Source organism: Campylobacter concisus, from assembly GCF_902460875.1.
GTDB classification, from domain to species: domain Bacteria; phylum Campylobacterota; class Campylobacteria; order Campylobacterales; family Campylobacteraceae; genus Campylobacter_A; species Campylobacter_A concisus_AA.
Window position 1 is genome coordinate 66,628 of record NZ_CABPVR010000008.1, and the last position, 21,463, is coordinate 88,090.

The 21,463-nt window shown below is 37.4% G+C and carries 23 protein-coding genes and 1 tRNA gene; 7 read left to right on the plus strand and 17 right to left on the minus strand.

The features are described from left to right. Window positions 1-121: 121 nt before the first annotated feature. Window positions 122-1,462 carry a hemolysin family protein gene (locus tag F3H01_RS06000; RefSeq protein WP_149725179.1) on the minus strand — a complete coding sequence of 447 codons (1,341 nt, stop codon included), beginning with the start codon at window positions 1,460-1,462 and terminating at the stop codon, window positions 122-124. A 171-nt stretch (window positions 1,463-1,633) separates the two neighbouring features. On the opposite strand from F3H01_RS06000, the gene F3H01_RS06005 reads away from it, so the two are divergent. Then, entirely contained in the window at window positions 1,634-2,947 is a 1,314-nt protein-coding gene (locus tag F3H01_RS06005; RefSeq protein WP_149725180.1) for a sodium-dependent transporter, read from the plus strand. Between the two features lie 44 nt (window positions 2,948-2,991). On the opposite strand, the gene F3H01_RS06010 is transcribed toward F3H01_RS06005, so the two are convergent. Continuing rightward, entirely contained in the window at window positions 2,992-3,438 is a 447-nt protein-coding gene (locus tag F3H01_RS06010; protein WP_087577987.1) for a DUF411 domain-containing protein, read from the minus strand. A 108-nt stretch (window positions 3,439-3,546) separates the two neighbouring features. Between F3H01_RS06010 and F3H01_RS06015 the strand changes: the two genes are divergently transcribed. From F3H01_RS06015 to F3H01_RS06030, 4 genes are all read left to right on the plus strand, one after another. Further along, window positions 3,547-4,515 carry a putative transporter gene (locus F3H01_RS06015; RefSeq protein ID WP_149725181.1) on the plus strand — a complete coding sequence of 323 codons (969 nt, stop codon included), beginning with the start codon at window positions 3,547-3,549 and terminating at the stop codon, window positions 4,513-4,515. A gap of 30 nt (window positions 4,516-4,545) precedes the next feature. Next, window positions 4,546-4,680: a hypothetical protein gene (locus tag F3H01_RS09575; protein WP_262483516.1), complete on the plus strand. Its 135-nt coding sequence runs from the start codon at window positions 4,546-4,548 to the stop codon at window positions 4,678-4,680. A gap of 159 nt (window positions 4,681-4,839) precedes the next feature. After that, window positions 4,840-5,643 (plus strand): M48 family metallopeptidase, encoded by an 804-nt coding sequence (locus F3H01_RS06020; RefSeq protein WP_149725182.1) that lies wholly within the window; start codon window positions 4,840-4,842, stop codon window positions 5,641-5,643. 514 nt (window positions 5,644-6,157) lie between these two features. Then, window positions 6,158-6,245: transfer RNA gene (locus F3H01_RS06030), tRNA-Ser, on the plus strand. A gap of 177 nt (window positions 6,246-6,422) precedes the next feature. Here the strand turns inward: F3H01_RS06030 and F3H01_RS06035 are convergent. Continuing rightward, window positions 6,423-6,659, minus strand: a complete 237-nt coding sequence (locus F3H01_RS06035) for a hypothetical protein (RefSeq protein WP_223155383.1) — start codon at window positions 6,657-6,659, stop codon at window positions 6,423-6,425. 47 nt (window positions 6,660-6,706) lie between these two features. Here F3H01_RS06035 and F3H01_RS09210 point away from each other — a divergent pair, with 47 nt between their 5' ends. Then, window positions 6,707-6,865 (plus strand): hypothetical protein, encoded by a 159-nt coding sequence (locus F3H01_RS09210; protein ID WP_188116359.1) that lies wholly within the window; start codon window positions 6,707-6,709, stop codon window positions 6,863-6,865. Next, a complete protein-coding gene (locus F3H01_RS06040; RefSeq protein WP_188116360.1) occupies window positions 6,865-7,077 on the plus strand; it encodes a molybdopterin biosynthesis protein MoeB in 213 nt (70 codons plus the stop codon). Before F3H01_RS09210 ends, F3H01_RS06040 begins: the two co-directional genes overlap by 1 nt. A 7-nt stretch (window positions 7,078-7,084) precedes the next feature. Here the strand turns inward: F3H01_RS06040 and F3H01_RS06045 are convergent, their stop codons facing one another. The 14 genes from F3H01_RS06045 to F3H01_RS06110 all read right to left on the minus strand — a co-directional run. Next, window positions 7,085-7,618 carry a chemotaxis protein gene (locus F3H01_RS06045; RefSeq protein ID WP_149725184.1) on the minus strand — a complete coding sequence of 178 codons (534 nt, stop codon included), beginning with the start codon at window positions 7,616-7,618 and terminating at the stop codon, window positions 7,085-7,087. A gap of 88 nt (window positions 7,619-7,706) precedes the next feature. Continuing rightward, window positions 7,707-9,821: a TonB-dependent siderophore receptor gene (locus F3H01_RS06050; RefSeq protein WP_149725185.1), complete on the minus strand. Its 2,115-nt coding sequence runs from the start codon at window positions 9,819-9,821 to the stop codon at window positions 7,707-7,709. Next, on the minus strand, window positions 9,802-10,896 hold the full coding sequence (locus F3H01_RS06055; RefSeq protein WP_149725186.1) for a PepSY-associated TM helix domain-containing protein: 1,095 nt from the start codon (window positions 10,894-10,896) through the stop codon (window positions 9,802-9,804). The genes F3H01_RS06050 and F3H01_RS06055 overlap by 20 nt, the downstream gene beginning before the upstream one ends. A 401-nt stretch (window positions 10,897-11,297) precedes the next feature. Next, window positions 11,298-11,705: a tetratricopeptide repeat protein gene (locus tag F3H01_RS06060; RefSeq protein WP_149725187.1), complete on the minus strand. Its 408-nt coding sequence runs from the start codon at window positions 11,703-11,705 to the stop codon at window positions 11,298-11,300. Window positions 11,706-11,840: 135 nt separating this feature from the next. Next, on the minus strand, window positions 11,841-12,668 hold the full coding sequence (locus tag F3H01_RS06065) for an ABC transporter permease (RefSeq protein ID WP_149725188.1): 828 nt from the start codon (window positions 12,666-12,668) through the stop codon (window positions 11,841-11,843). Then, window positions 12,661-13,314 (minus strand): ABC transporter ATP-binding protein, encoded by a 654-nt coding sequence (locus tag F3H01_RS06070; RefSeq protein ID WP_054197251.1) that lies wholly within the window; start codon window positions 13,312-13,314, stop codon window positions 12,661-12,663. The genes F3H01_RS06065 and F3H01_RS06070 overlap by 8 nt, the downstream gene beginning before the upstream one ends. 9 nt (window positions 13,315-13,323) lie before the next feature. Further along, window positions 13,324-14,223: a NapH/MauN family ferredoxin-type protein gene (locus F3H01_RS06075; RefSeq protein WP_149725189.1), complete on the minus strand. Its 900-nt coding sequence runs from the start codon at window positions 14,221-14,223 to the stop codon at window positions 13,324-13,326. Window positions 14,224-14,225: 2 nt separating this feature from the next. Then, the gene (locus tag F3H01_RS06080) at window positions 14,226-14,687 is read right to left on the minus strand and encodes a c-type cytochrome (protein ID WP_149725190.1); all 462 of its coding nucleotides are present in this window, start codon (window positions 14,685-14,687) and stop codon (window positions 14,226-14,228) included. Continuing rightward, entirely contained in the window at window positions 14,687-15,235 is a 549-nt protein-coding gene (locus F3H01_RS06085) for a c-type cytochrome (protein WP_149725191.1), read from the minus strand. The genes F3H01_RS06080 and F3H01_RS06085 overlap by 1 nt, the downstream gene beginning before the upstream one ends. Continuing rightward, entirely contained in the window at window positions 15,232-15,909 is a 678-nt protein-coding gene (locus F3H01_RS06090) for a 4Fe-4S dicluster domain-containing protein (RefSeq protein WP_149725192.1), read from the minus strand. Before F3H01_RS06090 ends, F3H01_RS06085 begins: the two co-directional genes overlap by 4 nt. Continuing rightward, complete coding sequence (locus F3H01_RS06095) at window positions 15,902-17,158, minus strand: nitrous oxide reductase family maturation protein NosD (RefSeq protein WP_149725193.1); 1,257 nt, start codon at window positions 17,156-17,158, stop codon at window positions 15,902-15,904. The genes F3H01_RS06090 and F3H01_RS06095 overlap by 8 nt, the downstream gene beginning before the upstream one ends. After that, entirely contained in the window at window positions 17,151-17,906 is a 756-nt protein-coding gene (locus tag F3H01_RS06100) for a cytochrome C (protein WP_149725194.1), read from the minus strand. The genes F3H01_RS06095 and F3H01_RS06100 overlap by 8 nt, the downstream gene beginning before the upstream one ends. A gap of 84 nt (window positions 17,907-17,990) precedes the next feature. Then, complete coding sequence (gene nosZ, locus F3H01_RS06105; RefSeq protein WP_149725195.1) at window positions 17,991-20,579, minus strand: Sec-dependent nitrous-oxide reductase; 2,589 nt, start codon at window positions 20,577-20,579, stop codon at window positions 17,991-17,993. Between the two features lie 12 nt (window positions 20,580-20,591). Continuing rightward, window positions 20,592-21,463: hypothetical protein (locus F3H01_RS06110; RefSeq protein WP_223155384.1), on the minus strand; the 872-nt coding region annotated here is incomplete at its 5' end.

Here is a 21,463-nt window from a genome sequence, read left to right on the forward strand (position 1 = left end):
TCTAAAATAAAAATTTAGTGAAATAAGAGATGACAAAATTTATACTAGAGCACCGTAATGTTTATAAAAATTTATATAGCATGGCTTATGTGAAAACAGTTAAAGCCATAAATATATAAATTTAAGATTGAATGCTCTCCTCTTCATTTTTTATCTTTTTTCTAACTTTGACTCGTGATATGCTAGCTCCATCCATCTTTCTTACTTCGTAGTAGCAGTTTTCATCCTCGATCTTATCACCTACAACTGGCAAACGACCGATTAAGTTGAAGACATATCCACCGATTGTAACTTGATCTGTCTCTTCATCGAAGCTTATACCAAGAACCTCTTCAACACTCTCTAGATCATATCTACCTTGAAATTCATAAATATTGTCATTTATCTTTTTGTAGTGTTGATCGACTTCATCGTGCTCGTCATTAAAATCACCAAGAACCTCTTCCATTATATCTTCCATCGTAAGAAGTCCGGCTGTGCCGCCATACTCATCGACTACGAGTGCCGCTGAAATTTGCTCTTTATTCATCATTACAAGCACCTTTGAGATAGAAAGGCTCTCAGGCACGATGACAAATTTACGAACAATTGAGTCAAAACTCTTCTCTTTATCTTTGTTAAAGTGAAGCTGCAAAATATCTCTAATGTGTATCATGCCCAAAATGATATCTTTTGAGCCATCTATATAAGGGAAGCGAGTGTATTTTGACTCAAATACGACTTGTAAATTCTCTTCAAAGCTTTTTTGTTTATTTATGCAGATCATATCGCGTCTTGGCGTCATGATCTCTTTTGCGACTGTATCACTAAAATCAACTGCATTTTTAATGATCTCAGTCTCAAAGCTATCAAGCACGCCGCCCTTTAAGCTCTCGCCAACGATGATTTTTATCTCTTCTTCAGAGTGGGCTAGCTCATTTTCTTTAGCTGGCTGGATGCCTAAAATTTTAAGTCCAATGGTCGCTAAAATATCAAAAAGCTTAATTACAGGCGAAAATAGTACCCAGAAAAAGTGAAGTGGACGAGCGATTTTTAACACTGAAGTCTCAGCCTTTGCGATAGCAACTGACTTTGGCACAAGCTCGCCCATTACAACATGAAGTAGCGTAATAAGCGTAAATGCAATCGCAAAACCAACCGTATGAACTAATATATCACTAAAGTTAAAGAAATTTTTAAGTGGAGCTTCTATAAGTCTTGCAACCGCTGGCTCACCGATCCAACCAAGAGCAAGTGAGCTTAGTGTGATGCCAAGCTGAGTAGCACTAAGATAGGTATCAAGCTTGTTTGACATCTCAAAAGCAAGCTGAGCGTTTGGCTTTTTCTCTTTGATAAGCTCTTCAAGTCTAGACTTACGAACTTTAACAAGAGAAAATTCTGATAAAACAAAAAATGCGTTTAGCAAAATGAATATAATGGCAAGTATTACCATTAAAAGCGAATTATCGCTACTGGGGTTCAATTATGATCCTTAAGAGTTAAAAATTTTTGCCTGATTATAGCGAATTTATATTTAGCGGTCAAATTATCCGCGCCCAAAAGTAACAACATTTCTTAAATTTAAGATTTATAAAAAGTTCTTAAATCATATTTTGATAACATTATTTTCATCACTAAATTTATGGATTTTACAATGAGCAAAAAGAATTTTTCATCACGTTGGGCATTTATATTGGCCTGTGTTGGATCAGCAGTTGGCATGGCAAACGTCTGGGGCTTTCCTTACAAACTTGGCACAAATGGCGGTGCAGCGTTTTTACTCATCTATGTTTTTTTCATAGCTCTTTTTTCATACGTTGGTCTAAGTGCGGAGTATGCGATCGGCAGACGAGCAAAGACTGGTACGCTTGGATCATATAAATATGCTTGGCAAAGTAGAAATTTAGGTGTATTTGGCAGTATTATTGGCTGGCTTCCGCTTGCTGGCTCACTTTGTATAGCCATCGGCTACGCAGTCATCATCGCCTACGTACTAAAAGCCCTTACTCAGGCACTTACTGGCTCATTTATGAGCGTTGATACGAACGTTTGGTTTAACTCATTTGCACTTCAAGACTACTCAGTCTTGCCTTATCATTTTATTATCGTTGTTGGCACGCTTCTTACACTATTTTTTGGGGCAAAAAGTATCGAAAAAACAAATCAAATAATGATGCCGCTATTTTTCGTATTGTTTAGCATTCTGGCTATAAATGTTGCGATGCTGCCAAATGCATTTGATGGATATAAATTCCTTTTTATCCCTGACTTTAGTAAGCTTGAAGATCCAATGGTGTGGGTTTCTGCGATGGGTCAAGCCTTTTTCTCGCTCTCTATCACAGGATCTGGTATGATAGTTTATGGGGCTTACCTTTCAAAAGATGAAGATATCGTTGAAAGTGCTAAAACAACGGCCTTTTTTGATACTATTGCGGCTCTTGTAGCCGCTCTTGTTATGATCCCAGCGGTCTTTGCCTATGCTATGGATCCAGCCGAAGGTCCAAAGCTACTTTTTGTAACGCTTCCAAAAATTTTACAAAATATGATCGGTGGACAAATTTTTGCCATTATTTTATTTACAGCTGTTATCTTTGGTGGTATCACTTCACTTCAAAATATGTTTGAAGTAGTCGCTGAGTCACTAATGCACAAATTTCCGCTCCTTAGTAGATTTTGGACACTCACGCTACTTTGTGCAGTTTGCTTTGGCATAGGAGCATTTATGGAGCCTATTAGCAGTTGGGGGCCTTGGATGGACTTTGTGTCGATCTATATCATTCCAATCGGTGCAGTGATCGGTGCTATTTCTTGGTTTTGGATTATTAAAAAAGAAGAAATTTTAGACGAGATAAATTCCGGAGCAAATAAATCTTATGGTAATTTCTGGTATTTTGTAGGCAAATTTATCTACGTCCCGCTAACATTTTTACTTTGTATTATTGCTGTAAGCAAGGGAATTTCTTTTTAAATTTAGCTCGTCAAAAAATGAGCTAAATTTAAAAATTTTTGAAGTTATCTTAGTTTTTTTGTGCCGATGTAAGTGGCAAAAATTTCTTGTGAGCCATCTTTTTTAAATAAAATAACATCGTATTGCTCAGCTTTACTGCCTTGCTCCATACCTTGACTCTCCATCGGCATGCCAGGTACTGCGATACCAACTACGTCTTTTGGTTTAAGCTCTAGTAGGCGCTTTACCTCATCGGCTGGAACATGACCTTCTATGATATATCCATCGATGATTGCTGTATGGCAGCTTGAAAGCTCTAGCGGCACGTTAAATTCTTTCTTAACTTTAGCTATATCATCTACTTTTATGACCTCTTCGCTAAATCCAGCCTTCTGCATCGCCTCACCCCAGCTAGTACAACATCCACAAGTCGGGCTTTTATAGACCTTCATATCAGCCGCGAACGCAAATGTTGCAAAAAAGCCAAGAGCCAAAAATGCTAATTTCTTCATCATTTTCCTTTACGTAAAATTTGCAAAATGATATAGCTCACATTTAAATTTTATATAAATGCTTAATATTGCTTGCTATAATTCGCCAAAATTTATAAAAGGTACTTTATGTTTTCATCATTTTTTAAAGATAAAAAATGGGCACTCTGGGCTTACGGCGGGGCACTATTTATCATTTTGCTACTTGTTTATCAAACCCATTTAAATGTCCGCATTAACGAGTGGTATAAAAATTTTTACGATATCGTGCAAAACTCAAAAGATCATGATGTAAGTGAGTTTTGGCGTGAAATTTTTAACTTCATAAAAATCGCTATGCCCTATGTTATAACTTATACAGTTATCTCATTTTTTGCTAGTCACTGGGTTTTTCGCTGGAGAGAGGCGATGACGTTTAAATATCTAAAATTTTGGCAAAACTGCAAAAGCGATATCGAGGGTAGCTCGCAGCGTATTCAAGAGGATGTTTACCGCTTTGCAAAGATAATGGAAAGTCTTGGCGTGCAGGTTTTAAGGGCTATTATGACACTTATCGCTTTCATTCCTGTACTTTGGGAGCTAAGTAAGAGCGTGAGCTTGCCTTACATCAAAGATATTGAAGGTTCACTAGTCTACATCGCACTTGTAATTAGCATCGGAGGCCTTATCGTATCGTGGTTTGTAGGCATTAAGCTGCCACACCTTGAGTACAACAACCAAAAAGCAGAGGCAGCATTTAGAAAAGAGTTGGTTTACGGCGAAGATGACAAGGTTAAATTTTGCGGGCCGAACGTCATGCTAGAGCTTTTTACAGGTGTCAAACTAAACTACTATAAGCTATTTTTGCATTATGGCTACTTCAATCTCTGGCTTATCTCCTTTTCACAAATTCTTGTCATCGTACCTTATATCATCATGGGAAATGGCCTATTTAGCGGCGTTATAACGCTTGGTGTGCTTATACAAGCTAGCAATGCTTTTTCTCAAGTTAGAGAAAGTTTTAGTGTCTTTATCGATAACTGGACGACGATAACAGAGCTAAGATCTGTAAATAAACGTTTGAGAGAGTTTGAAAGAAATATAAACTATAAGGCGTAGGGGTTAAATTTAGGATATAGCGTCTAAATTTTGAATTCATGCGGTCATAAACCAAGCAGCACACTGAATACACTTTATCATCAGGCAAGTGTCAGGCAAATTTTAAAATTTATGAGCGAGCATATCACGGCTCTAAATTTAGTGGCGAGTAGCTACGAGACCTAAATTTAGCAGTCTGCTAAGGCGAGTGAATAAGATTTTAAAATTTGCAAAAAAGTAAATTACTATTTTTGATATCACAAAAATTAATTTTTCCCCCTCGTTTAACAATGCATATCCAACTCAGGCTATAATACGCGAAATTTTAATCCAAAAAGGATAAAAATGAAAAAAATTTTACTTACGTTATTAACAGCTAGCATGCTTATCACAGGCTGCACGAGCGTCACGAAATCAGGCGTTGTTGGTGCCGATCGTAAGCAATTTATGCTGGTCTCATCAGAAGCTATGGAGCAAAGCTCAGCCCAAGCCTACGTCAAGACGCTAACAGCTGCTAGAAGTAAAGGCGAGCTAAATGTCGATCCAATCCTTACAAAAAGGGTTCAAGATATTGCCAAAAGGCTCATCGCCCAAACTGGTGTTTTTAGAGATGACGCTCTAAAATGGAAGTGGCAAGTAAATGTCATTAATGAAGATACGCTAAATGCTTGGTGTATGCCAGGGGGCAGGATAGTCGTTTATAGTGGCATCATAAAAAGGCTAAATTTAACAGATGCGCAGCTAGCTGCAGTCATGGGACACGAGATCGCACACGCTCTTAGAGAGCACAGCAGAGAGCAAGCAAGCGCTGATCAGATGAAAAGCATAGGTATCTTTGCAATAGCTACAGCAACTGGCCTTGGCGATCTTGGAGCTAATGCTCTAAATTTAGCTAGCGAATACACCATATCTCTGCCGTTTTCTCGCTCACATGAGACCGAGGCTGATCACATCGGTACTGAGCTGATGGCAAGAGCCGGCTACGATCCAAAAGAAGCGGTCGAAGTCTGGGTAAAAATGAGCAAGATGAGTGGCGGAAAGGTGCCTGAAATTTTAAGCACTCACCCATCAAATGAGAGCAGGATCAAGGACTTAAAAGAGATCGCAGCAAAGCTTGAGCCAGTCTATCAAGCTGCCAAAAAAGGCTAGGCTTCAAAAAATTTGAGTGATCTTGAAATGGTTGCTCAAATTTATAACTAGTACATTTTAAAAAACTACGACCGCTGATATGCAGCCAGTTAGCACAAAGGAGCGAGAGCCTTGGCTTAAACTCATAACAACTCTCGCCCAATCTTTGTCTATAAAGAAAATGGTGAAATTTAGGCTGGTGTTTTGCTTAGCGATTCTAATCCTAAAATAACTTACAAAATAAGTGTATAAATAAGCATCTATGCAGCCAAAAAGGCTCCTAAAAAGGATATCGGCAAGCAACTTTTAGCCCGCAGCCTAAATGAAGCTATAGAGCTAAATCTAAAAAATATTGCTCTAATATTTAGTGAAAATGAAGTAACTCTTAGGCTATTTTTAAAATTTGGCTTTGAAAAATGGAGTGAACTGCCTGGCATTTGCCTGATGAATGGCGAGTACAAAGATGCCGTTATCTTGGGGCTAAACTTTAAAAGCCAAGCATTAAGCAAATCAAGATATAATTCCACTTCTTCATGGGTAGATGTCCGAGCGGTTTAAGGAGCACGCCTGGAACGCGTGTGTGGGGCAACTCACCGAGAGTTCGAATCTCTCTCTACCCGCCATAAAACTATCTATAACTTAAAGTCTACTGACCTTTATTTTTATTGCTTAAAACATTGGCACTAAGCAAAAGACTACTTTTTTAAAACTTACTAAAATCTTGCCAATTACCTTTTACTTTTGTCATAGTTAGGCATATAACTAGCATCAAATTTGCTCCATTCTAGAAGAAATTTTAACTATAAAATTCTATTTGCCTTATCGACAGCTACGAACGCCCAGTGCATAAATTCTTGCTTTGGTTTGTATTTGCCGCTGTTAAAATACTCCGCTAGCCGCGCCTCCTCCGTTTCGCTTAGCTCGCCGCCAAGCCCCCAGCGCGTCTTTTGTATGAGCTCCTGCGCGCTCTCGGGTATAGGGCTTAGACTTAGCGGCGATGATGGCAAGATAAGGCAAATTTGAACTAAATGAGCCAAAGCTAAACGTTGTTAAGCTTACAGAGTTTCCATTTATCGAAGCGGTTTTGGATGAGAATTTTAAAGAGTTGGCAAAAGATGAGATGATAAATTTAGATGGCGCTTTAAAGCCTATATTTTGGCATCACAAGGCAACTTTACTCGTGCAAAAAGACAAAAATGGTGAGTTTAGAAATTTAAATATAAAAGAGCTTCGGGAATTTTGATGATGCAAAATTTCAATGAGAAAAATGAGTTTAAATACGGCAAATTTAACTACGAAAAAGCTCATCAAATAGCCCAAAACTGCGCTAAATTTAAGCTAGATAGTGACGAAGAGGAGACAAGCTGCGGCGGCGAGCGGAGCTGCTATGACTGCGCGTTTAGACGCTGGAGCAAAGATAGCTTCATCTGCATGGCGCAAGCTAGCAAAGGCTAAGCTAGCTCTACGCGACCATTTTTTTATCTTTAAGTTTTCCGCCACGTTTATACTTTAGCTCGCCACAAAATCTCTTGCCAAATTTCGCCTCGACGATGAGAACGAGCACAAAAAATATCTTTTCATCATTCATTCGCGCGATCTGGCGTAGAGTTTGGCTAGCATCATTAAATTTAACCCCATTTTTGCGTAAAGTTTCGCAAAAAATAGCCTCGTCAAAGCCCAACATTCGCGAAATTTCAGTTATGCTGTATGGCTCTAGTGAGGCGATGATGCGGTCCATATTGCAAATGCTTGGATTTTTACTGCGCGTTAGCACATCCATTGTTTCAATTATTAGTTTTACTAGCTTCTTTCTACGATTTATAACATGAAGTGTTGCAGCAAATAATATTAAAAAACCTGCGATTTTATGGGCATTTAATAGATACTCATTATATTCGCCAAGCGCAAAATTTACACCAGAGAATGCGAGCATACAAAGCCCTAAAATAAGAACTAAAACAAGACAGAATTTATAAATAACCTCTACTTTAAACATGACACTTATCCTAAAATATATTTTTCTAATTATACACTTTAGGAGTTGAAATTTATCACCAGCTTATTTAGCTGGTGATTTAATTAGATTAAAAATTGTAGTTAAAGCTTAGGTTAAATATCCGCGGATCGCCGTAGATCATCTCGTCGCTACCGATACCCTCATAGTATTGCTTGTCAAAGACATTGTCGATATTTAGCTGCACATCAAAGTTTTTAGCAAATTTATACCCAAACATCAAATTTGCCAAAGTGTAGCCCTTTTGCGTGATCTCGCTTGCACCTTTGCCAGTGTAAATTTTACTCTTATACATAGCTCCAGCTCCTACTCTAAAGTCCCTAAATTCATACTTTGCAAATAAATTTGCCGTGCTTCTTGATGAGTCGGTGGCATATCTTTCGCCTTTGGCGTCTTTTGCGTTAAAGTGCGTTGCACCAAAGCCAAGGCTTAAGCCTCTGGCGATCTCGCCGTTTAGATCTAGCTCGACACCCTTACTTGTCACACCCTTGCCAGCTTCATATATGTCGGCATTTGTCGCTGGATTTTTCTTGCCAGTATTTACACCAAGCTTGTCTTGCACGATCTTAAAGACGCCAAGACTTGCTTGAAGCGCCCCGTCAAAATACTCGCCTTTGATGCCAACTTCATAGTCCTTGCCTTGGATCGGATCAAGATACTTGTCATTTGCATCCTTTGCGTTTTGAGGTTTAAATATGCTCGTGTAACTAGCGTATAAAGTGTGGTTTGCTCCGATGTCATAAGTGATGCCAAGATATGGCGTGATCTCATTTGTGAAATTTCTATTATCTTTGCCGCCCTCGATCTCGTATTTGTAGTAGCTCACCCTAGCGCCTAGTAAAAATTTGAGCTCATCGGTGATTGATAGTTTATTTGCTGCGTAAAACGCCTTTTGTATCGTTTTGTCTTTGTTATTTTGATCTTCGTAAGGGAATTTTGGATCATCAAGGTGTAAGTTTTTAAAATCAATCCTGCTTCTAGCTGTATAAGCAAGCCCAGCTGGCGTGGTCTTTTGCAGCCAGTAGCTACTGACCTTATCGGAGCTGTTTTGGTAGTTATTATACATCGCGCCAAAAACCGCCTCGTGAGACAAGCTAAACGCATCGTAGGGTAAATTTACGTAGGCGTCTACGTTGTGAATATTTTCTTCGCGTTTGTTTGCATAGGCGCTAAGTCCACCGATGTCGCCCGTGTCGTCTAAATTTACCTTGCCGCCGTAGTAGAGCAAATTAGTATCCGTATTTGCGCGGCGGAAGGAGTAGGAGAGATTTAGGCTGGCTTCGTTTTCAAAATAGTGCCTAAAATCAGCGTAAAAATCGAGCGTCTTTATGTCCCATCTAGTCCAAGGCTGAGAGAAAATTTCATTTTTACTAAAATTTGTCCTAGAGCCATCTGTGTAAAATGCTGGCATACCGCCCCATCTAATGCCGTGGCGTCTTAGCTCTTGATAAAACGCACCAAGACTAAGCCATGAGCTATCGCCTATGTCGCTATCTACGACGCCATAAATCGCGCTATTTTTGCGGTTGTAATAATCCATATAAGAGTGCGACTTCTCATGCATAAATGAAAACCTCGCTCTGACGCTTCCGCTCTCATTTACAGGCGTTTGTACATCACCATTTACGCCATATCTATCGTATGAGCCAGCACTTACACCAAAATTCCCTTTTAGCTCCTTTGAGTCTGCCCTTTTTCTTATGAAATTTAAGCTTGCAGCTGGATTGCCAGCGCCTGCAAGCAGACCATTTGCTCCTTTTACTACCTCAACTCTCTCATAAGGCAGTAAGCTCATATCATTAGCACCAAGACTAAAGCTACCAAAGCTAGGCATCGAATCAAGCAAGTAATAATCTATCTCAAAGCCACGGGCTGTCGGATATACACGCTCATCCCATTTATTTAACGTAATGCCAGGGACGTTTCTAAGAAGCACCTGATAGTCTTTGATGTCTTGATCTTTTAGTCTAGCCTCTGTTAGCACTGTTAGTGATTGGGGTGTTTGACGAGAGGTTAAATTTAGCCTAGTTGTGCCTTTTACAAGCTCTTTTGCAAAGTAGTTTGCATCATCTCTTCGCTCGCTTTCTACGACATCAATTGCCTCTAAAATTTTATCGCTTTGGCTAGCAAAAATTTGAGGTTGCATCAAATTTAATGCAACCAAACTAATTAAAAATTTTTTCATTTTTTCTCCTTTTAAAATTTCTTTTAATCCACAAATAAAGCCCTGAGATACTTAAAATAAGCGGCGAAATACCAACCAAAAACCAGATAAATTTTGTGATTTGGTTGTAGTTTCCAAAGTGCGATCTTCTAAATGCTGAGAGAATTTCTTCACTTAGATTTGCATTTTTTATGTCCAAAATGCTTACTAATTCGCCGTTATCTTTATCGTAAGTTAATATGCTTGAATATTCGTTATGTAAGAAATTTTGATCTTTTACATAGCCAAAAAGGCGTATGTTTGCTCCTTGCATAAAAGGCAGTGAGATGAAGTGTGGCTCAAAACCAGTAAGATCATTTTTTGAGCGGGTCACCAGCTCGTCAAGAGATAGGTTTTTATTATAAATTTTTGTATCTATAACGAAGTCATTTTTAAACTCTGGCATGCGTGCCATTTGAAATTCCCACCAAACACCACTTATGCAAATGAGCAGTAAAATAGGCGTAGAAAGAATTCCTATCATTTTATGAGTGTCGCTCATAAAAATATTTAGCCTATTTACACGAAGCCTAAGTAGTGTCAGCCAAAATTTTCTATAAATTACAAAACCGCTTATGCAGATAAAAAACGTGAAAATAGCGGTTAAAGTAAGGATAACATGACCAATTTTCCCAAGAAATAGCGACTCATGAAGCTCGGTTAAAACTCCAAAAAATCCCTCATCATGTGCGAGTGGCTCGCTCTTTATCTTACCGCTAAAAGCGTCAAAATAGATAAATTTCCACTCTTTTTGACTATCATTGTGCTCGATTAACCAAATTTTGTCACATTTTTTAGGGTTTGCATCGATATTGATGCCAACCATCTCGTAGCCGCCAAACTTGCTTGCGATGATATCTCTTAGCTCATCAAAGCTGATCCTTTTGCTTAAATTTTCTTTGTTTAAATTTACATTTACGACATTTGGGGCAAGAAGGCTGTTTAGCTCATCTTTATAAACGAGGATCGCACCGCTAAAACAAACTATTGCAAGTGGAATGAAAAATAAAAGAGATAAATAAGTGTGTACTTTATAAAAAAATTTTGATTTAGAAATTTCACTTTCTTTTAAAGCCTTTTAATAGTAGGTTTTGATAATAGCTCGCAATCTTACACAAAATTTACTTTGATAATATTTAAAACTATTATCAATTATAATTTCAAAAGAAAAATTTTTATAGAATGTAAATTGAAAAAAAATAAATAGATTTGATTTTCAAGAATAAACAACTCCTCTTTGTGTATACTAAAAGCCAGAAAAGGGGGAAGCAAAGACTTATCAGTTACGAAAAGGAGGGTCCATTTAGGACGATGAAATAGTATTATTTAAGCATAAATTTTAATAAAATTTTTAGTTAATAAAAAAGAAATTCCAAGTAATACTAAAGTAAATTTAACTTTAAAAAAGCTACATTTAAGAAATTTCTTTTAATTAGTGCAAGTACAAAATTAAAATAGCTAATTTTTAGGCACAAGCTCTAATACATTGCAAGCTCGCTTGCTACCCATCTTGCAAGCTTTATCAAGAGCATTTGCAGAAAGATCAAAGCTTTGCTCAGTGCCATTTCCTTGAAGATACTTTGTCGCTAGCTCATAGCAAGCCTCACTACTACCGTCATCACAAAGCGATTTAAATATCTCAAAAGATTTTTGCGTATCTTTTTCTACGCCAAGGCCGCGTCCTAGCATATCTGCATAGATAAAGCAAGAAATTTTATCTTTATTCTCACACTCACTTGAAAGCTTTTTTGTAAAACTCTCGCAAGCTTTAGAGTTGCTTTTATTAATACACTCTTGTACATTTATATCCCAGTTCGCATTCAAAGATAAAAGAGCAAATGCTAAAAATAAAATGGATTTTTTCATAAATTTCCTTGGAAGAAGTTAGCCCCCTTTGGGGGAAAGGGAGCTATTACAAAAAGGAGGTTTCTTGTTGGACAAGTGGAATAATACAAGTTTCGTCTAAATTTAAAACCAACTTTTCTTTAACAAAAAACAATCTCAAACCAAATCTTTTTTACTAAAGGCGAAATAGCCACAAACTAGCAAAATAATGCCTAGTAAGAGCGGATAAATAATCGCATAAGCTACAAATGTCGCCTTTGGAAAGGTGCTTAAAATAAAATAAGATGCAGTACCGATAACTGCTAAATTTGGATCAAAAAGACTAAGCGCTGCTATCCTGAAAAGCTCTATCGGATTTAGTATAGCAATAGCGTAAATAACGTACTCATCAACCGAGCTTCGCATAAGAAGCCCAATTAATGCTAGATCAATAAATGCAAGCATTATAAGCCAAAGTAAAAACGCCACACCTTGGCCTGTCTCTTGATTTTTAATAAGGCTTGAGATGAAAAAGCCAAGCGATAAAAAGACGATACTTAGGCTAAAAAGCAGCCCAAAGTAAAGCACCAGCACACCCCAAGGTATCGACACGCCCTTGATAAAGCCAACCACCACGCAAAGCAAAAGAGCAAACAAAAGTGGCACAAAAACAACAAATGTACGGCCCAGTGCCTTACCAAAGTAATACTCTCTAAGACTTAGCGGGAAACTAAGGATGTATTCAAGCAAATTTGTATCTCTATCTTGATTTATGCTTCTTACGGTTGAGATGAGAATAAAAATAGGCACAATGATGACACAAATTTGAATAAACAAAAGCAGTGCTCTAGTAAGCCCAGAAAAGCCGAGCACACGTGAGTCAGTCACGCCGCTAAATAAAAATCCTATCATCAAAGCAGAAAAAAGCGCAGCATATATCACAAACCATCTTGAGCGAAAAGACTCTTTTACATCAAGCTTTGCTATTAAAAAAAGATTATTCACTCTTGCTCCTTAAATTTTCTTCTTTGATTATCTTGCCAAGATCCATATAGACGCATCTATCTAATAAATTTGCTATCTCATCGATACGGTGTGAAATAAAAACAAGTGTTTTGTTTTGCGTGAAGTTATCAAGTAAATTTTTAAAAGAAAGTCTTGCTTTTACATCAAGATTTGCCGTTGGCTCATCAAACATCAAAATTTCACTATCCTTAGCAAATGCGATGGCTATTAACATCTTTTGTTTCATGCCACCAGAGAGCTTATAAAATGGCTTATTTAAATTTGCATGTAGATCAAGCTCTAAAAGCTTGCTAAATTTCTCAATCTCTTCAAATTTTACATTTGAGCTTTTGCAAACAAACTCACAAAGCTCGCGTAGATTAAATTTAAGCGGTGGTGGGGTTTGTGGCACAAATGAGATAAATTTCAAAGCCCCTTTTCTATCTTTTAGAGTATTTACACCATTTATCGCGATACTTCCACTATTTGGGATAAACTCGCCTAAAATGATACGCATGAGCGAGCTTTTACCAGCTCCATTTTGTCCAAGTATTGCTATTTTTTCGCCAGATTTTACGTTTAGGCTAACATTATCAAGTATCCTTTGCGAGCCAAAAATTTTAGTTACTTCTTTTATATCTATCAAAAATTTTCCTTATATGAGTTTTTTAAAGCCGTTGTCAAATTTCAGTGCATCTTGATGACACACATCAATACACCTGCCACAAAGCGTGCAATCAGCGCCAGCTATCCTAAAGATATTTTTGCTCTCGTCAAGCTTTGCCCCTTTTTTTGTCATAAAAAGTACGTGAGGCACTAGACAAACATCAGTGCAAACCAAGCAGTGATCACATTTTTCTTTATCCCAGCTAACTTTTATGGCATTTGGTTTAGCTAGCACCGAGTAAGTAGCTCCAATAGGACAGACATATCTACACCAAGCTCTACGTGAGAAGAAAATTTCAACCATAAGCATGGCCACAACGAACCAAATAGCATGAAAATAGCCATAGATAATAAATCTTGAAAAAATCCCAACAACATTAAAAATTTCAAATGTAAGGCTTGCACTAGCAAAGCTAAGAGTTAAAAATAAAATGGTAAAAACATATCGCCACTTTGTGTCAAAAACTCGTGGCCTTACTATCTTTTTAGCGCGTAAATTTTCATGGATCTTCTCAGCTATTTCGCTTATTAATGAATATGGACATATCCAAGAGCAAAAGCCTCTACCGCCAAAAATCATATAAAATGCCAAGATACTAAGTGAGCCAATTATTAAATTTACATGGATTTCATGCGTCGCCAGAAAAACTTGCAGGCTCATAAAAGCATCTGCCAAGTGAAAACCAAATATCCTTGAGGCACTGATGTCGCCTTCTAAAATTTGTATATCAACTCTATATGAAAGCACAAATAAAAGATGAACTAGAATAATGCTAAAAATACGCCAAAAACGTATGCTAGGACGCTTCTTGCCATCTTTTGTAGTTGTGATTAACGTGCTTAGAAAGCTTACATTTCTAACCGTCGCACGAGTGTTATATTTGTCCATTTTTACTTTTTAAATTTAGAAATTTCATCTGCAAGGCTTTCAAGCTCGCTATCACTAACATTTGTGAGTAGCCCTTTCATAAGTGAGTTTTGCACTTTGCCAGCTTTATAATCAGCTAGCTTTTTAAGCAATTCATCCTTACTTAGATGCGTTATATCAGGAGCTACGACACCTTTTGCATTTGCACCATGACACGGGGCACAAGTTGTTAGATACTGCTTGCTAACGCCTTCATTGTGCACTTTAGCCACACTTAGACTTAGCTCTTTTACCTTTTTTAGCTCATCTTCGCTAGCAAATTCTTCACTAGACTTTGGCTGCTCTTTTGTAAAATTTTGCTCTACTTTTGGCTGAGCATTAGTTGTTACCTTTTCCTTTTTAGGCGGAGTCTGGCTTAACATAAACACCATAATACCGCAAATTACTACTGCTAAAATAATGGTTATAATCTTTCCTACTTTCATTATTTGCTCCTAAATTGTATATTAAAATCACTGATTTCTTTAGCTAAATTTCTGATTTCACTATCATCCATTTTTTTAACAAGATCTCGCATCAAGACATTGACTTTTTCTTTATTTTTATAAGAATTTATCATTGTATAAATTTCATTTTCACTTTTTGTTAAAAGTGATGGCCCGATGATGCCATTTGCGTAATCATCGTGACAAGCTGAACATTTTGTAATGAAATTTTTGCTAAGTCTACCCTTTATAAGTCTTAAATTTATAGTTTGAAGAGGGGTTCTTACCATTGCTAAAGCTCCGATTTGACGGCTTACGTTATTATCTTCAAGTCCAAATTTTACGCTCTTTTCGCCGTGCATATTGTATTTTATGAAGTCATTTTGTTTATTTGTGCTTTGGTTATTTTCTTTTTTTTCAACCTTTATGCTAGCACTCGTGGCTACATTTATTGGTTGCTCGCTGGCTGCTTTTTGCGCTTTGTCATCACTCTTTTCACAGCCGACAAATAGCAAAGCAGCAGCCACTAAAGACATTATTAATCTCATTCTTTCTCCTTATAAATTTCATTATAACTCATTTTTGGGGCTATATTTATAATTTTTACAGGGCAAACCTCAGCACACACCCCACACCCAACACAGCCATGCTTTATGAGCGGCAAATTTGCTTCACTCATTACTATTGCACTATCGCCAACTGGGCAAATACTGACACAAAGGTCACAAATTTGACCGATTTTGCCTTTTATCTTATCTTTTTCTGCCTCTTCCCTATCGTTATAAACTTTACGAACAAGCAAATCTTCAACGCTATCTTCGCTTAGTTTTTCTCTTTTTAGGCACATACAGGCATTTGCATTACTCAAGACAGCAACACCCATTTTCACATCATCAACAACTTTTGTAGCATGATCTAACGCACCACTTGGACAGGCAAGCACACATGGGAAAAGATCACATAAATAGCAACCTCTCTTTTTAGGATCGATGTATGCTGTACCATTTGAATATCCATCTTTTATATCAAGCAAACTTATACTGTGATAAGGGCATACTTGCACACACTGACCGCATTTGACACAAAGATCATCAAAGTTATCAACCGCACCTGGCGGTCTAAGATAGAGTTTATCGCCGCTACTTTTTGGCAAAATTTTACCTATGCCATATCCTGCGGCAGCTGCGACTGAGCCTAAGATTATAAATTTTCTTCTATCCACGCTTTGCCTTTAACGCGTTAAAATTTGAAGCATCAAGTGGTTTTATCCTTGGCGTGCTATCTTCAAGTAGCTTTACTGGCTCAGAAAATGGCGCGAGTTTGGCTAAAAAATTTAAGATACTAAAGACACTTGAGCCATAGAAAAACTGCAAATTTGGATAGTACTGCCAAAGCTGATCGGCATACGATAGATGCATAAACGGCGTATCACCATAGCCATCTTTATCTCTATCAAAGCTCTCATACTCATCATAATAATTTTTGCTCCACCGATTTAATGCCATTTTATCACCTGGAGTGTCGTTCGCAACGATATCCATATTGCCTATAAAATCATTATTTTCAAATATGCTTGTCCCCTGAGTAGCGTGAAAATATACGCCAACTACGTTGTGTAAAATTTTATTGCCTAAGAAATTTATAGTTGAGCCTGGCTGAAACGGCGAGTTGTCAAGTAAAATTCCTCTTGCATTATAGATAAGGGTATTATTTTCGATAGTAAAATTTGAAACATCTTTTAGACCGATACCGATACCAAAAGCGCCATCACTATCCATAACAAGATTATTTTTTATATTTGAACCAGCAGAATACATAAAAAACATACCGACTGCATTGCCGATAAAATCATTGTTTTCGACTAAATTTTGATTTGCATACATAAAGTGAAGCGAGTATCTACCGCGGATCGCTTTATTTTTTAAAAATTTATTGTGACTTGCATACCATGCAACCATATCACGGCTATCATAAATATAATTGCCCTCGATTAAATTTTCATGGCTATACCATAGTCTAACCGCATCACCTCTAAAGCCAAGACTGGCCCCTTTTTTAGAAGTGATGTTATTTTCAGTGATCTTTGAGCTACTGCACTCTTTAAAATCAATCCCAAAAAGCACATCACTCAAGTCATTTTGCGTAACCAAGACATTATTTGCTTTATCACAGCCAATGCCAGCATCTAGCTCACCAAGGTCATTTCCGCTACCACTTATCTTTAAATTTCTAAGCGTAACATTTGAGGCAATAATCTTTACAACTGTGCCTTTACCATTTCCTTTTATGTGAGCGTTTTTGCCCTCGCCAACGATACTAAGCGGCTTATTTATAGTTATGCTTCCTTCATAGATGCCGTCCCCTAGCTTTATAACATCGCCAGGGCTAGCGTTGTTTATTGCATCTTGAAGGATATTTGCAGAGCTAAAAATAGGCAAGAAAGCAAGGGCAAAAATAAAAATTTTACGCATTTAGCTCTTTTTTCTTTGAAAATACTGCAAGTATGCAAAATACACTCATAGCGGTCATAACCCAAAATCCGATACTTGGATAAGAGTGTGTTGTAAATTGTGCAACGCTACCATCGCCTAAAACTGTTGGCATAAATGGTTTAATCTTAAATGCGCCCCATTCTTGCATATTGTGTCCATACCAATAAAGCCATCCTGCAAATGCGCTCATAAATAGCACAGGGGCGATAATCGTTGGAACCATAAGAAGTGAGTTAAATTTGCCGTTGTAATACAAAAATGCAAGCATACAAAGCGTTGAAATAAGCAAATAATAAGGTGCTATCGCTCGCTCTAAATTTCCGCCATGCTCCATAGGATACATACCGATGTAGTGATTTATCGTATTCATCTCATGCACGTCACCACTATATCCATCTACATGAAAATATACAGGAATTCCATCAGGAAAGGCTGATTTTGGATAATTTGGAGCTTCAAGAGAGACGTACCAGATAGGAAAAGATGGTGTACCTATCTCTGCTTTTTGTTCGATCATCTTATGAAGATCGCTTGCTACATCTTTTGATAAAAGGTGATTTTTATACTGAAATGAGCTATAAAGATTATAGATACCGTAAGTATAAGATGGTAGTTCATCTCCATCAGCTATACGCTCTTTTGCTCCGTGCCAACCAAGAACAGGCAAAGTAAAACAAACAGTCATTAAGACAAGTGCAACAATGGTATAAATTTTATATTTACTCATGATCTCTCCTTTAAATTTTAAAATTTCACTTGCTAAAAAATAAAATTTTAAAATTTAAAAAGGGGCAAAATGCCCCTTTAAAAACTACATACCAGCGTTTTCATCTACCCATTTTAGGTATTCGATGATATTTTTGATCTCTTCATCACTCATATGCTGATTTGGCATTCTAAGGTTAAAGTAATCAATCATTGATTTAATGTAGTCATCATTATAGAACTTAGCAGGATCTTTGATAAATTCTGCCACCCATTTTTCGCCATTTTCATGTCTTAGTAAGACGCCTGTTAGGTCTGGACCTGAGCTTACTTGACCGATAACGTGGCAACCATTACAACCGCCTTTTAGATAAGCCTCTTCACCTTTTGCAGCAGCTGGACTCATCGGAGTTGCGATCTCTTTAGCTAGGTTATTTTTAGCTCTTAAGCCAACGTCAGCTGTTTTAACCATGTATTGCCATACTTGGTACTCCCAAAGGATAGCGCCATTTACGTCGCCTTTTTTGTAAGCTTCGTCAGCTTTAGCTTTTACCTCTTTGATATGGCCGTATTGATCAAGTGCGTCATCAACCAAAGCTTTTACTTTTGGATATTTCTCATAATGTTTCTCTTTTAGGTATTTAACAACCTCTTGGATAACATCATCAGTTGCCTTATTAGTTGCGATTACTTTGTCGTATTCAGCTTTTAAAGCTTCTGGGCTTAGAGTTTTTAGCTTGTTATTTTTTGCAGATTCATATTTTTTACTTGGATCTTTAACAAGCAAATAACCCATCATCTCTAGGTGAAGTGCTGAGCAAAACTCGGTGCAGTAGTATGGGAAGACACCTTCCATATCAGCTACGAAATTTACTGAAGCAGTTTTGCCAGGCTCTAGTGAAGCGTGAATGTTGTAAAGGTCGATGCCAAAGCCGTGAGTCTCATCTTGAGCACGCTCTAGGTTTGTTAAGTGAATTGTTACGTTATCACCTTTATTTACCTCGATGTGCTCTGGGTTGATGTGGCTTCTGATCATTGTTGCATAGACAGTTACATTTTTGCCGTTTCTCTCAACTCTTTCTTGACCAGCTAGAGTTGCGTATGGGCTAGCCTCGCCTGTTCTCGAGTTTGTACCCATATTGTAAGTAAGCGCTGGGCTTAGTTTGCTAGCAGCTATTGAAACAACATCGTGTGGCTCGCCAAGTGGGATTGGCATATCATAGATTAGATCCATTTTTGCACCAGTGATGTCTATTAGCTGGTGGTTTTGTGGATGAAGTGGACCAACTGGGCTAAAGCGATCGATTGAAAGTTTATCAAGTGCGATTGCATATTTGCCAACTGGTTTTGCTGATTTGCCCTCCATTGTATCAAGGTGGCCGATATTGTAGTGAACATTTATCTTATCAAGCACTTTTAAATTTTTATAGTCCCATTTTACGATTTGACTATCAACGTAAAGTGAAGTATAAAGTACGCCATCTTGTGAGTCAAATGATGTATGCAGTGGTCCAAGGCCAAGTTCGACTTGTCCGTGCATTGACTTTTCTCTATCTAAGATAGGTATGCCGTATGGGTCAGTGCCAGCATACTCTTTTTTATCAATTAGCTCTTTGATCTTTCTAAAGTCATAAACTGATGCGTGAGTATCAAGCTTACCGCCAATAATGATGTATCTACCATCTGGAGTTACGTCACAACCGTGTGGGCTCTTTGACTCTGGGATCAAAAATAGCGCACCTGCTTTTACAGCAGCATCTATTGTAACTACCTTGTGGCCATTTACAACTTTGTAGTTTTTCTTGTCTTGAACAAGTTTTTCTAAAATTTTCCAGTTATAAACGTGTAAGAAGTCAGTGTCATTTCTACTTGCACCTGCTTCAAATGGAGGAAGACCTTTTTCGATACCGCCGGTATACATCTCAGTATTTATTGAGTTTGTAAAGCCCCAGCCGTAGCTCTCGCCTTTACCAGCATCACTTAGATCTTGCCAGTATGGTGGAAGCTCAAGAGAAAATGACTCTTTCTCATCGATCTTACCTTTTGGATAATCAAATTTCCAAAATGTTACAGCACCTCTATAAACTGCTTCATAGTCATCTATTGAGTGGTAGTTGTTATCAAGTGGAGCTGCATATTGGCTAGCTTCGATAACATACTCGCTATTTGGAGTGATGAAGCTACCGCCGTGCTCACTCTTCATAATAGGGTTTACAACGATTTGAGTTGTCTCAAAGTCATGCAAATTTATAACTGCGATTCTTGGGTTAGCTTTATCGTTGATAAATAGATAATCACCAACATACTCACCATTTTTCTCACTGAAATTTGGGTGGTGTGTATCGCCCCATGTTATCTCTTTGCCTCTGATGTTGCCTTGTTTTAAAACAGCTTTTGACTCATCGTCATAGCCATATCCTTGCCAAGGCTCTGGTGTGAAAACGCCGATGTATTTATAAATTCTCATCGACGGAACGCCATAAACTAGCACTTGACCGCTTTGCCCACCAGATGAAAAGACGATGAAATCATCTTTTTTACCACTAGGCTGATAAGTTTTAGCAGCTGCAAGGACATCTTTTTCGCTTAGCCCACGCTCTTTCATGACTTTTTCAAGGTCACTACTAGCAGCACAAGCAGTAGTTAAAGATAGCCCAAGCAACGCAGCACTTGCGACACAAAATAACTTTTGCATTTACTCTCCTTTTTAAAATGAATTTATCTCTAAACTCTTTATCTCATTGTCTAAATTTACGCCATTTAGGACGCCTTTATCTATAAAAATTCTTTTTATCTTATTATTAAAAAGAGCCTTTTGTCCTTTTAGTTTAAGATCTTTGTCAAATTTATAGACTACTCCATCCCCATCACCTATGAAAATTTCATCCTCCATACACGCAAGAGCTGAAATTTTAGATTTTAAAACTTGCTTTTTAATTCCACTTTTAAAATCTAAAATTTCTCCATCTCTAAAGCCAAGCAAAATATCATTCCCTTTAAATTTACAGGCACTAAGTGGAGCAAAGCCAACACGCTTTTTCTCTTTTAAATTAAGCTCTTTATCAAGCAAAAATGCTTTGCCATTAAAGCTTGTAAAAAATAGCTCGTCATCAATTGGCAAAAGGCTCGAAATTTTATAAACATCTTTATAATTTTTAGTTAAAAGTTTATTTAGATTTTTATCAAAAACGCCTATGCTGACTTCATTTGCCATATCGCAAGCTACGTAAATTTTATTTTTAATTGCCGTAATTTGTGAAATTTTACAGCCGACATTTGGCATGGCAAATAAAAAATCTCTCTCATTTGCTACCTTAATAATCTCATTGTTTAAATTTGCGATATAAAAAGATTCTCCATCATTTCCACACTCTTGATTTTTATAAATCGTATCTTTTAGATCCAAATTTTTAGTCTGTCCATCTTTTATAAAAACGATGCTTTGGTTGCTTTCATTAATAAAGCAGCCTAATTGCTGGGCAAAAGCTGTTATTAAAAACAAACTTATACAAAGCAGAAATCTCATAATCCAAGGCACTTTCATCATAAATTTATTAAGCAAAAAAACTATACATACTT